The sequence below is a fragment of the Microbacterium sp. NPDC088619 genome (genome assembly GCF_044752825.1).
In the GTDB taxonomy this organism is placed as follows: domain Bacteria; phylum Actinomycetota; class Actinomycetes; order Actinomycetales; family Microbacteriaceae; genus Microbacterium.
The window spans coordinates 1,447,640-1,459,709 of sequence record NZ_JBIVLZ010000001.1 but is presented as its reverse complement, the minus strand read 5'-3'; the positions used below and the strand labels follow the sequence as shown (position 1 = coordinate 1,459,709).

13 protein-coding genes are annotated in these 12,070 nt (G+C 69.0%); 11 read left to right on the top strand and 2 right to left on the bottom strand.

Translation table 11 applies throughout. The features are described from left to right. Positions 1-22 precede the first annotated feature (22 nt). Positions 23-967 (bottom strand): Ppx/GppA phosphatase family protein, encoded by a 945-nt coding sequence (locus ACIP5T_RS07270; protein ID WP_400861897.1) that lies wholly within the window; start codon positions 965-967, stop codon positions 23-25. Between the two features lie 36 nt (positions 968-1,003). Between ACIP5T_RS07270 and coaA the strand changes: the two genes are divergently transcribed. After that, positions 1,004-1,948, top strand: coding sequence for a type I pantothenate kinase (gene coaA, locus ACIP5T_RS07265; protein ID WP_042539164.1), 945 nt, complete (start codon positions 1,004-1,006; stop codon positions 1,946-1,948). 58 nt (positions 1,949-2,006) lie between these two features. Continuing rightward, positions 2,007-3,854 (top strand): glutamine--fructose-6-phosphate transaminase (isomerizing), encoded by a 1,848-nt coding sequence (gene glmS / locus ACIP5T_RS07260; protein ID WP_400861894.1) that lies wholly within the window; start codon positions 2,007-2,009, stop codon positions 3,852-3,854. A 102-nt stretch (positions 3,855-3,956) separates the two neighbouring features. On the opposite strand, the gene ACIP5T_RS07255 is transcribed toward glmS, so the two are convergent. Next, the gene (locus tag ACIP5T_RS07255; protein WP_400861892.1) at positions 3,957-4,790 is read right to left on the bottom strand and encodes a DUF559 domain-containing protein; all 834 of its coding nucleotides are present in this window, start codon (positions 4,788-4,790) and stop codon (positions 3,957-3,959) included. Between the two features lie 333 nt (positions 4,791-5,123). Between ACIP5T_RS07255 and ACIP5T_RS07250 the strand changes: the two genes are divergently transcribed. The 9 genes from ACIP5T_RS07250 to ACIP5T_RS07210 are packed head-to-tail and all read left to right on the top strand — an operon-like array spanning position 5,124 to position 12,057. After that, the gene (locus tag ACIP5T_RS07250; protein WP_053098944.1) at positions 5,124-5,483 is read left to right on the top strand and encodes a holo-ACP synthase; all 360 of its coding nucleotides are present in this window, start codon (positions 5,124-5,126) and stop codon (positions 5,481-5,483) included. After that, entirely contained in the window at positions 5,480-6,586 is a 1,107-nt protein-coding gene (gene alr, locus ACIP5T_RS07245; RefSeq protein ID WP_400861889.1) for an alanine racemase, read from the top strand. The genes ACIP5T_RS07250 and alr overlap by 4 nt, the downstream gene beginning before the upstream one ends. Further along, entirely contained in the window at positions 6,583-7,080 is a 498-nt protein-coding gene (tsaE, locus tag ACIP5T_RS07240) for a tRNA (adenosine(37)-N6)-threonylcarbamoyltransferase complex ATPase subunit type 1 TsaE (protein ID WP_400861887.1), read from the top strand. Before alr ends, tsaE begins: the two co-directional genes overlap by 4 nt. Before the next feature lie 20 nt (positions 7,081-7,100). Continuing rightward, entirely contained in the window at positions 7,101-7,724 is a 624-nt protein-coding gene (tsaB, locus tag ACIP5T_RS07235; protein ID WP_400861885.1) for a tRNA (adenosine(37)-N6)-threonylcarbamoyltransferase complex dimerization subunit type 1 TsaB, read from the top strand. Then, positions 7,721-8,227: a ribosomal protein S18-alanine N-acetyltransferase gene (gene rimI, locus ACIP5T_RS07230; protein WP_400861883.1), complete on the top strand. Its 507-nt coding sequence runs from the start codon at positions 7,721-7,723 to the stop codon at positions 8,225-8,227. The genes tsaB and rimI overlap by 4 nt, the downstream gene beginning before the upstream one ends. Further along, positions 8,224-9,294, top strand: a complete 1,071-nt coding sequence (gene tsaD / locus ACIP5T_RS07225; protein WP_400861881.1) for a tRNA (adenosine(37)-N6)-threonylcarbamoyltransferase complex transferase subunit TsaD — start codon at positions 8,224-8,226, stop codon at positions 9,292-9,294. The genes rimI and tsaD overlap by 4 nt, the downstream gene beginning before the upstream one ends. Then, positions 9,294-9,800, top strand: coding sequence for a hypothetical protein (locus tag ACIP5T_RS07220; protein WP_400861880.1), 507 nt, complete (start codon positions 9,294-9,296; stop codon positions 9,798-9,800). The genes tsaD and ACIP5T_RS07220 overlap by 1 nt, the downstream gene beginning before the upstream one ends. A 3-nt stretch (positions 9,801-9,803) precedes the next feature. Then, positions 9,804-10,862, top strand: coding sequence for a hypothetical protein (locus ACIP5T_RS07215; RefSeq protein WP_400861878.1), 1,059 nt, complete (start codon positions 9,804-9,806; stop codon positions 10,860-10,862). Continuing rightward, positions 10,846-12,057: a hypothetical protein gene (locus tag ACIP5T_RS07210; protein WP_400861877.1), complete on the top strand. Its 1,212-nt coding sequence runs from the start codon at positions 10,846-10,848 to the stop codon at positions 12,055-12,057. The genes ACIP5T_RS07215 and ACIP5T_RS07210 overlap by 17 nt, the downstream gene beginning before the upstream one ends. Positions 12,058-12,070: the final 13 nt, after the last annotated feature.

Sequence of the window (12,070 nt, the reverse complement as noted above, 5' to 3'; positions counted from 1 at the left end):
CCGTGCGAGCCCGACCTGCAGGTCAGCCGCGCGGCGCGCTCCAGTTCAGCTGCTCGATGTATCGCAGCAGGACGCCCTCGCGCAGCGCCCACGGCGACACCTCGAGCTCATCGACGTCGAGAGCCGTCATCGCCGTGTGCAGCGACACCGCCGCGGCGACGATCTGGAAGGTGCGATCCGCGGTGATGCCGGGAAGCTCCTGTCTCGCGGACGCGGGCAGCCGCGCCAGCCGCGGGATCCACGACCCCAGTGACGCACGCGGCAGCACCATGCGCTGGATCCCCGACCACCCTGGCACCGGGTAGCCCGCGAGCCTGGCGAGCGATCGGATCGCCTTCGACGAGCCGACGACGTGATCGGGGCGCGGCAGCGCCGTGAAACGCGGGAGCACCTCGGCGAGGGTCGCGGTCGCGTGCTCCCGAAGTCGCTCGACGTCGTCTTCACCCGGCGGATCATGCGGCAGGAACTGCACCGTCATCCGGCCGGCTCCGAGCGGGACCGATGCTGCGGCATCCGGCAGCTCGTCACCGCCCGCCGCGACTTCGAGCGATCCGCCGCCGATGTCGAGGAGCAGCAGTTGTCCGGCCGACCAGCCGAACCAGCGCCGTACGGCGAGGAAGGTGAGTTCGGCCTCGGTCTCTCCGTCGAGAACCTGGAGCGGCTGACCGAGGGCCGCCTCGATGCGGGCGATCACGTCGGCTCCGTTCCGGGCGTCACGCACCGCGCTCGTCGCGGTGGCGAGCAGCTCGTCGACCCGCTCGGACTCAGCCACGTCGCGAGCCCGAGTGACGGCAGCCTCGAGTGCGCGCACTCCGTCTTCGGAGATCGATCCGTCGTCGGTGAGGTAGCGCATCAGGCGCAGGACGGTGCGGTCGCTGGTGGTCGCCAGAGGTCGACCGCCGGGGCGAACATCGGCGGCGAGCATGTGGACGGTGTTGGAACCGATGTCGAGTACTCCCAGGCGCACGGATAGAGACTACTCGTGCGCCGTTACGATGTATCCGTGACCACCGCCGATCCCACGCTGCCTCTGTCTCCATATCGCGAGATCGGTCGTGACGAATGGGCACGATTGGCGGCGGGCCTCGATCAGCCGCTCACCGAGACCGAGGTCGTAGAGCTGCGCGGCATCGGCGACCGCCTCGACCTCGCCGAGGTGCGCGAGGTCTATCTGCCCCTGAGCCGGCTGCTCAGCCTCTACGCGACGGCCACGAAGCGACTGGGGGCCGCGACGAGCTCGTTCCTGCAGGAGGACGACTCGACGACCCCGTTCGTGGTGGGCGTCGCAGGCTCCGTCGCCGTCGGCAAGTCGACCATCGCCCGTCTGCTGCGAGAGCTGATGAGTCGGTGGCCGGGCACCCCTCGGGTCGAACTCGTCACGACAGACGGGTTCCTGCACTCGAACGCCGAGCTCGAACGCAGAGGCCTGATGGACCGCAAGGGCTTCCCCGAGTCGTACGACCGGCGAGCGCTGCTCGAGTTCCTCACCGAGGTGAAGAGCGGGGCCGCAGAGGTGCGGGCGCCCTTCTACTCGCACATGCGCTACGACATCGTCCCTGATGCGCACGTGGTCGTGCGGCGCCCCGACGTCGTCATCGTCGAGGGGCTGAACGTCCTGCAGCCGCCGCCCGCACCCAACGATGTGGCCGTGAGCGATCTCTTCGACTTCTCGATCTTCGTCGACGCCGACACCTCGCACATCGAGAAGTGGTACGTCGACCGCTTCCTCGCCCTGCGTCAGGGAGCCTTCTCGAACCCGTCGTCGTACTTCAACGTCTTCGCCCATCTCACCGACGAGGAGGCGATCACGACGGCACTCGGCTATTGGAACGAGATCAACATGCCGAACCTCGTCGAGAACGTGATGCCGACCAAGCACCGAGCGCGTCTCGTGCTCAACAAGGGCGTGGACCACAGCGTCGAGAGCGTGCTTCTCCGCAAGCTCTGAGCGCGCCCGGGGCTTTCGTTCGGAACCTTCGCAAAAACCCCGCCTTACTCTTGACGACATGTGTGGAATCGTCGGATACGTGGGCCCGCGGCCCAGCCAGGACATCCTGCTCGCAGGGCTCGCCCGTCTCGAGTACCGCGGCTATGACTCGGCAGGCGTCGCGGTCATCGACGGCGAGGGCTCGCTGGGCATGCGCAAGAAGGCGGGGAAGCTCGCGATGCTGCGCGACTCGCTGAAGGATGCCGCCCTCGCCGACGGCAACACGGGCATCGGGCACACCCGCTGGGCCACCCACGGTGGCCCCACCGACGAGAACGCGCACCCGCATCTCGCCGATGACGACAAGCTCGCCGTGATCCACAACGGCATCATCGAGAACTTCGCCTCGCTGCGCGACGAGCTGCTCGCAGACGGCGTGGCGTTCCGCAGCGAGACCGACACCGAGGTCGCGGCCGCGCTGCTCGGTCGTGAGTACCGCAACAACGGCGGCGACCTGCAGGGCGCTTTCCGTGCGGTGGTCAACCGCCTCGAGGGCGCGTTCACCCTGCTCGCGATGCACCAGGACCACCCGGGACTCGTCGTCGGCGCACGACGCAACTCGCCGCTGGTGATCGGCCTGGGAGAGGGCGAGAACTTCCTCGGCTCCGACGTCGCCGCGTTCATCGAGCACACCCGCAAGGCGCTCGCCATCGGACAGGATCAGATCGTCTCGATCACCCCGGATGCCGTGACCGTCACCGACTTCGCCGGCACGCCGGTCGAGGCCGAGCCGTTCGACGTGTCGTGGGACGCCGCCGCCGCCGAGAAGGGCGGATGGTCGAGCTTCATGGCCAAGGAGGTCTCCGAGCAGCCCGAGGCGGTCGCCAACACCATCCGCGGTCGCATCCAGGGCGACCAGGTCGTCATCCCCGAGCTCGACGGACTCGACGACCTGTTCCTCGGCATCAACCGCATCATCATCACCGCCTGCGGCACCGCCGCGTACTCGGCGCTCGTCGGCAAGTACGCGATCGAGCAGTGGGCCCGCATCCCCGTCGATGTCGAGCTCGCCCATGAGTTCCGCTACCGCGACCCGGTGATCGGGGACGACACGCTCGTCGTCTCGATCAGCCAGTCCGGTGAGACCATGGACACCCTGATGGCCGTGAAGTACGCGAGCGAGCGCGGCGCGCGCACCCTCTCGATCTGCAACACCCAGGGCGCCACGATCCCGCGCGAGTCCGACGCTGTGGTCTACACGCACGCCGGTCCCGAGGTCGCGGTCGCATCGACCAAGGCGTTCTCGGCGCAGATCACCGCCCTGCTGCTGCTGGGCCTGCACATGGGGCGCGTGCGCGGATCCGTCCAGGATGCGTCGGTCGACGTCGCCGAGCTCACGGCCCTTCCCGAGAAGATCGCGAAGGTCCTCTCGAGCGAGCAGGAGCACGTCACGCAGCTCGCCGGCTGGATGGCCGACACCCGCTCGGTGCTGTTCCTCGGCCGCCACGTGGGCTTCCCGATCGCCCTGGAGGGCGCGCTCAAGCTCAAGGAGATCTCCTACATCCACGCAGAGGGATTCGCTGCGGGCGAGCTCAAGCACGGTCCGATCGCCCTGATCGAGCCCGGGCAGCCGGTCTTCGTGCTGGTGCCGTCTCCCCGCCACTCGGCCGTGGTCCACTCCAAGGTCGTCTCGAACATCCAGGAGATCCGCGCGCGTGGCGCTCGCGTGATCGTGGTGGCCGAAGAGGGCGACGCGGCGGTCCTGCCCTTCGCAGACGAGGTCATCCGCATTCCGCTCGCCGGAGCGATGTTCGAGCCGCTGCTCGCCGTCGTCCCGTTGCAGATCTTCGCCATGGCGCTCGCCACGGCCAAGGGCCTCGACGTCGACCAGCCGCGCAACCTCGCGAAGTCCGTCACCGTCGAGTAGGCCTCGGCGGCCCTGCGCTTGCAGGTCAGAATCACGGATGCATGCTCAGATGAGCAATCTGGGCATGCATCTGTTTTTTGAGCATGCGTTTGTGCGGAACGATCATCGCCGCGCCCGAGCGACAGCCGAGAGCACGGCGTGAGCGACGGCATCCCAGTCGTGCATGATCATGGCGTAGTCGAATCGGAGCGTCTCGAATCCCAGACGCGATGCCGCGGCGTCCCTCGTCAGATCCTTGTGCCGCATCTCGGGGCCGTCGTGGTTCAGCCTGCCGTCGACTTCGATGATCACGCGCCGCTCGGCGACGAAGTCCACTCGACCGACGCCACCGATGACCACCTGGCAGTCGAGGTGTATCCCGAGCTGATGCAGTCTCAGGCGAAGGGTCGATTCGAGTCCGCTCTCGGCATCGGGTCGTGCGAGATCCAATAGCCAATGGGCCGACTTCGGCAACTCGCGCCGGATCCTCTCGTGATCGTGCGCCGAGAGCAGGCGCTGGTTCCACGCGGACTCGTACGCTGCGAAAAACGCCTCCTGATCTAGGCATCTGTACGCGTGGATCAGAGCAGCTGCGACCGGAGCCAGCCCGAGACCGGCAGTGCCGGGGGAGTGATGAGGGATGCATTCGCACGGGGTGTGCGGATGTCTGCGACCCGAGCCGCCCAGCCACACATGCACGATCGCATCGACCCTCGGCAGCACCCAAACGCCGTGCGCGCGGAGCGCATCCCCACAGGTGAGCGCTCCACCGTGCGCGGCGGCGGCGATGATCTTCGGATCCGTCGCCGGCAGAGCGTAGACCCCCTGACGTACCCGGTGGATCGAGCCTGCGTGCGCGGCAATCGCGAGCTGAGGTCGGGAGGATCCGAACTGCTGCAGCTGCCTTCCACGCGCGATACCGCCGACGGTGTGGAGGAGGTCTGCCGGGTCGATCATCCTCCGAGCATCCGCTGTCGGCGGTGCCGCCGGATCACGGATACCCGCACGCTGTGGAGGATCGCCGATGTCACGCCGGGCGTGCAGGCGGAGTCATATGCACAAATGCATGCCTGTACGACAGATGCAGGTCGAACGGATGGAACTGAGCATGCATATGTGATCCGAGCATGCATTCGTGTTCCCAGAGGCTGCCCATCGGGACACGTCAGCCATCAGGGGTGGGGGGCTGCCGAGGAGAGCAGTGGGACGGGGGAGTCGGGCGAGGGCGGCGCGGGGGACGGGCCGGGGCCAGAGGCCGAAGCCGACGGATGCCGCGACTAGGCTGAACGGGTGATCATCGGGACCGGCATCGACCTCGTGGACATCCCGCGGTTCGAGCGCACGATGGAGCGCACGCCGCGGCTGCGGGAGCGGCTGTTCGCGCCGGGGGAGCGGGGGCTTCGGCTGCCGTCGCTTGCGGCCAGATACGCCGCGAAGGAAGCCCTGATCAAGACCCTCGGCGGTTCTGACGGGGTGCACTGGATCGAGATCGAGATCGCCTCAGAGGCCTCGGGTCGCCCGCATTTCGTGCTGTCCGGGTCGACCGCCGACGTCGTCGCGGAGCGCGGGATCACCCGACTGCATCTGACCCTCACCCACGACGCTGGGCTCGCCGCCGCGTTCGTCGTCGCCGAAGGAGAGCCCCTGTGACCGTTCCGTTCCGCGAGGCCCGCATCGAGCTGGATGCCATCAGCGACAACGTCCGCCACTTCCGCCGTCTCACCGGCGTGCAGGTCATCGCCGTGGTCAAGGCGAACGCCTACGGCCACGGCGCCGCGGCCGCAGCCGTCGCGGCCCTCGCCGGCGGCGCTACCCGCCTGGGCGTCGCCGAGATCCCCGAGGCTCTCGAACTCCGCCGACAGGGCATCACCGCTCCGATCGTCGCGTGGCTGCACGCGCCAGGTGAACGGTTCGACCAGGCGGCAGCGCACGACATCGAGGTCGGCATCTCGTCGTTCGACCAGCTCGAGGCGGCCGGTGCCGTCGCCTCGGTCGATCGCCCGGTCGGAGTGCACCTCAAGTTCGAGACGGGGCTCTCGCGCAACGGCATCGCGCCGGCCGACTGGCGGCGCGTGCTCGCCGAGGCCGCGCGTCTCGAGCGCATCGGACGGCTGCGGATCATCGGGCTCTTCAGCCACCTCTCCAACACGTCGCCGCAGGACGACCGTGAGGCTCTGGCGAAGTTCGAGGAGGCGGTCGCTGTCGCGGCGTCGTTCGGCATCCACCCCGAGATCCGCCACATCGCCGCGACGGCGGCCGCGATCGACCTGCCCGAGATGCGACTGGATGCCGTACGCATCGGCATCGGCATCTACGGCCTCTCTCCCTTCGACGACCGTTCCTCGGCAGAGCTGGGGCTTCGCCCCGCGATGACGTTGCGGGGTGCGATCGCCGCCGTCCGCAGGGTGCCCGCCGGGGCAGGAGTGTCGTACGGATACGACCACCGCGCACCGCGCGACACGACTCTGGTGCTCGTGCCGCTGGGCTACGCCGACGGGGTGCCTCGGCACGCGTCCGGACGCCTGCCCGTGTCGATCGCCGGTCGCCGTTACACCAACGTCGGCCGCATCGCCATGGACCAGTTCGTGGTCGACGTCGGGGACGCCCCGGTGTCGATCGGTGACGAGGTCGTGCTGTTCGGCGACCCGACTCTCGGTGTTCCCTCGGCGGCGGAGTGGGCCAACGCCGCGTCGACCATCGACTACGAGATCGTCACGCGCATCGGCCCGCGCGTGCCCCGGCGGTCGGCATGAGCATCGATCCGGCCCTCCTCGGACGCCTCGAGATCGAGACGTCGGAGGCAATGGAGCAGCTCGGGCTCCGCATCGGCGAACAGCTCGAACCCGGGGATCTGCTGATCCTGACCGGTCCCCTCGGCGCGGGGAAGACGACGTTCACGCGAGGGCTCGCGGAGGGGCTCGGTGTGCGAGGCCCCGTGCAGAGCCCCACGTTCGTGATCGCCCGCACGCACCCCTCGCTCGTCGGACGTGCGCCGCTCGTGCACGTCGACGCCTACCGTCTCGGCTCCGGCGCAGAACTCGACGACCTCGACCTCGACCTCTCGCGATCAGTGGTCGTGATCGAGTGGGGGCGCGGAATGGCTGAGGATCTCGCCGAGACCTGGTGGGACATCGAGCTGGAGCGTCCCGTGGGCGGCGACGACGATCTCGACCCGTCTGAGCTCGACGCCGACGCCCCGCGGCACGTGACGATCACGCGCGGCGGGCGCTCAGCGATCACCGGCTGAACGGCGACTACCCTGGAGAGGTGATCCTCGCCGTCGACACCTCCCTGGGCACCGCCGTCGCCCTCATCGACGACGACGGCACACGTCTGTCCGACGCCTCGGCCGCCGACCCGCTCGGTCACGCGGAGGTCATCGGCGAACTGCTCGTGCGAGCTCTCGACGCGGTCGGCACCGGGTCGATCAGCCACGTCGTCGCCGGCATGGGCCCCGGCCCCTTCACCGGACTCCGCATCGGCATCGCGACGGCCCGCACCTTCGCGATGGGCAGGGCGATCCCCGTGATCCCCGTCCCCAGCCATTTCGCCGCAGCGCTCACCGCGATCGAGCACGACGCCGTCACCGGCCCGTTCGCGATCGTGACGGATGCTCGCCGGCGAGAGGTCGCCATCACCGTCTTCGACGGGACGGATGCCGACGGCATCCCGAACATGGTCGCCGACACCGTGCTGGTCGCCAGGGTCGACGCCGACGAGCACCTCGACGGCATCCGCCGCATCGACGTCGAGACGCTTTCCGCCGTCGACCTCGCCCGTGTGGGCGCGCGATCGCTGGCCGTGGGCCGAACGCTCACCGGAGCCGAGCCCTTGTATTTGCGGCAGCCCGATGTCACCGTGCCCGGAGCGCCGAAGAAGGTGGGCTCGTGACTCTCCGCGAAGCGACTCCCGACGACCTCGAGGCCATCATGGCGATAGAGCATCGGTCCTTCCCCACCGACGCCTGGAGCTCGGAGGCGATGGCGCTGGAGCTCGCGAGTCCGCACGGTCGCTATCTCGTCGACGAGCACGAAGGATCGATCATCGGCTACGGCGGAGTCCGCGCCCTGCAGGGATCGCTCGATGCCGACATCCAGACGATCGCCTTCGATGTAGAGCACCGCGGCGCCGGTCGCGGTCGCGCGCTGCTTCGGGCGCTTCTCGAGGCAGCCGTCGAACGCGGCGCACGCGAGGTGTTCCTCGAGGTGCGCGCCGACAACCCGAGCGCTGAGGGGCTCTACCGGTCAGAGGGGTTCGAGGAGATCGGCCGCCGCCCCCGTTACTACCAGCCCGACGACATCGACGCGGTCGTGATGCGCCTCGCGCTGCAGCATCCGCGTTCCGACCATCGAGACGAGTCCGCCCCGGATGCCGCGAAGGAGGCGACCGCATGACCGAGCCGCTGGTGCTGGGCATCGAGACGAGCTGCGACGAGACGGGGATCGGCATCGTCCGCGGGCGCACGCTGCTGTCCAACACGATCGCGTCGAGCATGGACGAGCACGCCCGCTACGGCGGCGTCGTTCCCGAGGTCGCCGCCCGAGCCCACCTCGAGGCCCTGCAGCCGTCCATCGACGCCGCGTTGGCGGAGGCCGGTGTGCGCCTGGAAGACCTCGACGCAGTCGCCGTGACCAGCGGGCCTGGCCTCGCGGGAGCCCTGATGGTCGGTGTGGGCGCCGCGAAGGGCCTGGCAGTGTCGCTCGACAAGCCGCTGTATGCCGTCAACCACCTGGTGGGCCACATCGCCGCCGACATCCTGACCCCCGACTCCGAGCCCCTCGAGTACCCGACGATCGCCCTGCTCGTCTCGGGCGGCCACACGTCGCTGCTGCATGTGCGCGACCTGACGACCGACGTCGAGATGCTGGGCGAGACCATGGACGATGCCGCGGGGGAGGCGTTCGACAAGGTCGCCCGTCTCCTGTCATTGCCGTACCCCGGCGGCCCCGAGATCGACCGGGCGGCGCTCGACGGAGACCCAGACGCGATCCGGTTCCCGCGCGGGCTGTCTCGGGCGTCCGACCTGGCGAAGCATCGCTACGACTTCTCGTTCTCGGGACTCAAGACGGCGGTCGCGCGCTGGGTCGAGCGCTGCGAGGCCGACGGCGTGCCCGTGCCGGTCGCCGACGTGGCCGCCAGCTTCCGCGAGGCCGTCGTCGACGTGCTCGTGACGAAGGCGCTCGCCGCATGCGCCGACCTCGGTGTGCCGCGCCTGCTGCTCGGTGGCGGAGTCATCGCCAACCGACGTCTGCGCGAAGTCGCCCTCGCCAGGGCCGAGGCCGCCGGAGTCACGGTGCGGATTCCGCCCCTGTCGCTCTGCACCGACAACGGCGCCATGATCGCGGCTCTCGCCGCGGAGCTGATCTCGTCGGGTCGGCGCCCGTCGACGCTCGCCTTCGGAGCAGATTCCACCCTTCCGGTCACCGAGATCCAGGTCGACGAGCGCGTCGCGGTGATGTGATGAGCGACGTGCCGCGCACGCCCGATCCGGTGGGTGCAGAACCAGGGCCTGATGCCGTACTGCCTCCGACCAGGATCGAGCGCCCGAGCGACGAGGTCGAGCATCCGGCGGGTTCCGCGCGGATACCGGGGTCGCGCCGCGAGGGTTACACGAGGCTGCCGACGGGGCCGGTCGGAGTCGAACCGGTGGTCGTCAGCGGACCAGTGGCCGACGGTGTCGGGCGAGACGACGACTGGGCCCCCTCGACCGGAGCGACTGCCGTCGATGACACCCGTCTCGCACCCTGGGCTCTGATGGCGGCCATCGTCGCTCTGGTCTCGTCGTTCTTCGTCGGCTGGGGCATCCCGATCGCCGTCGTCGCCGTGATCGCCTCGATCATGTCGCTGCGACGACCGGTCGAGAGCCGGGCCATCGCACGATGGGCGCTCGTTCTCGGCCTGTGTGCGACCGTCTACAGTCTCGGCTGGCTCGTGTGGGCCGGCATGCAGTTCGAAAGACTCGGATAGCGGATGCTCGACGCGGACGAATCCGTCGAGCTGCGGGCCCTCCAGGCCCGGGCCTACGGTCGTGCCGGTGCTTTGAACGAGGCGGAGGCCGCGCGGCTGCGGGAGCTGGAGGCCGGGAGGGCGCGTGGAGCGGAGCGCCCCGCGCCGACGCGACCGGAATCGCACGCGACGACACCCCCGCAGCTCGAGACCTCGACGTCGATCGTCGCCGAGGGAGGCGGGCCTGCGGCGTCTGGGGAGGTCGGCGCGACCGGCGCGGCGCACGGCGAATCCGCGCTGCGACGACACTGGCCTGTCGTCGTGATCAGTGCGGCTTTCGCTGTCGTCGGCCTCGTGCTGGGTTGGCTGATCTTCGCCGACCGTGGTCCTGCACCGATGCATCTCACCGCACAGCAACAGGAGTGGCAGAGCGCGATCGTCGCGTCGGGCGACTTCGACCGGGGCTCGGTGCGCGCCATGACCCAGGAAGAGGGCGTCGTGATCTGGTTCGCGACGAAGAACGAGGGCGCCGACGTGTGTCTCGTGCTCGGTCATGAAGACGCCACGGCTCCTGCGTGCACCACGCGGGAGCAGGCGACGATCCAGGGCGTGAATGCCACGCTCGCGAAGCCCGTGAGCTCTGCGCAGACCTATGACATCCAGGCGCAGATGTTCCTCACGCAGAGCGGCGAGCCCGCGGTCATCACCCGCAGTTTCATCACGTCGTCGCAGTCCACGTCGATGTTCGCCAGCGAGGCCGAGGCCGAGGCAGCGACATCGCTCGCCGAGCGGACCGGATTGGATCGCCGCACGATCCTGGTCGTCGGCTATGACGACGAGGTGCCGATCTGGACCGGGATCGACACGTCCACCCAGCGCTACTGTCTCGTCTATGACGGGTCCATGCCCGACCCTCCGATGGTGTGCGACGACAGCCTGATGCTCGCGGATGCGGACCGGACGCTCGTGCTCGACGTCGTAGACGACGGCGAGACGACCCGCTATGAGTACCAGTTCGGCTACGGTCAGCAGTACCTCACCGTGACGAGGGGCTGGGAGAGCGACGATGCTGCAGGAGAGTGAGTCTGCCGAACTGCGCGCGCTGCAGGCCAAAGCGTATGGCCGTGGCGGCGGTCTGGCCGAGGCCGACGCGGCGAGGCTGCTCGAACTCGAATCCCAGCGCGTAGAGCCTGCCGAAGTCGCCCGAACTGCGGTCGCGGCCCCGGTGGTTCCGGGTGTGAACCCGGTCGACGTGGTGCATCCGACGGATGGCTCGGTGCTTTCGCATGCCGAAGCACCCGCCTCGAACATATCGAGTGCGATTCCCGCGGATGAGGGATCTCCCGGACGACCACTCGAGGAGACGGGGCTTCGCGCGGCGATCCGACAGCACTGGAAGGCGGCCGCGGCCGCATCCGCGGCCATGCTCGTGATCGGTCTCGGTGTCGGATGGGCTCTTTTCGGGCACACCGGTGGCGCCGTGGCGCTGACCTCCGAACAGCAGCAGAGGCGCGCTGAGCTGCAGGAGGAGGGCGAGTTCGACGCCGGCAGTCTGCGGGCGATCGGACAGGATGAGGGGGCCCTCGTCTGGTACGCGACGAAGGATGACGGCGAGACGATCTGCATCACGCTCGACACCGCCGAAAGGTCGGCGGATCAGTGCCAGCCGGCCGCCGATCTCGACAACGGAAACGGCATCGGTATCAGCGCCAGCGTCACCGTCTCGGACGAGGAGAGCGAACCCCCCGAGCAGGTCTGGGCGTCGGCGGCACGGGCGATGAACGGAGAGGTCGTCGCCATCATCCAACGCTGGCAATCGGATCAGGACTCCTGGCTGGCCCAGTTCCAGGGTGAGGAGAGGGAACGGGCCGAGCAGCTGATCGAGGAGGGCTTCGAGGAGTACTCGTTCTCAATCGTCGGCTACTTCCGCGATGCCCCCGTCTGGCGTGCACAGCGCCTCGATGACGATGACATCCGCGACTGTCTGATCGTCGACGCCGTCGAGAGCGTCGAATGCCTCGTGTCGGGTGACGAGCAGTTCTCCGGCGACGGCATCGAAACCCGAGGAGTCACCGTCGACGAGACGGGGACCGTCGCTGCGGAATGGAGCGTGCGCCTCGCTTACACACTGAACGGCACGCCGTACCTCGTCGTCTCCGGCGACACCGCAGCAGTCGCCGCGGAGCAGACGGTCGGGCCGGGGGAGACGCTCGAGCTCGGCGGCGAGAAGCAGGACCCGATCCAGGTCGACCTCCCGTCCGACGACTCCGACGGCTAGGGTCGCTCGGGCG

What these genes read in the sequence shown, in the direction of transcription:
- glmS (WP_400861894.1), top strand. Translation starts at nt 2,007, where the DNA reads ATGTGTGGAATCGTCGGATACGTGGGCCCGCGGCCCAGCCAGGACATC.
- ACIP5T_RS07255 (WP_400861892.1), bottom strand. Translation starts at nt 4,790, where the DNA reads ATGATCGACCCGGCAGACCTCCTCCACACCGTCGGCGGTATCGCGCGT.
- tsaE (WP_400861887.1), top strand. Translation starts at nt 6,583, where the DNA reads ATGAGCATCGATCCGGCCCTCCTCGGACGCCTCGAGATCGAGACGTCG.
- tsaD (WP_400861881.1), top strand. Translation starts at nt 8,224, where the DNA reads ATGACCGAGCCGCTGGTGCTGGGCATCGAGACGAGCTGCGACGAGACG.
- ACIP5T_RS07220 (WP_400861880.1), top strand. Translation starts at nt 9,294, where the DNA reads ATGAGCGACGTGCCGCGCACGCCCGATCCGGTGGGTGCAGAACCAGGG.
- ACIP5T_RS07215 (WP_400861878.1), top strand. Translation starts at nt 9,804, where the DNA reads ATGCTCGACGCGGACGAATCCGTCGAGCTGCGGGCCCTCCAGGCCCGG.
- ACIP5T_RS07210 (WP_400861877.1), top strand. Translation starts at nt 10,846, where the DNA reads ATGCTGCAGGAGAGTGAGTCTGCCGAACTGCGCGCGCTGCAGGCCAAA.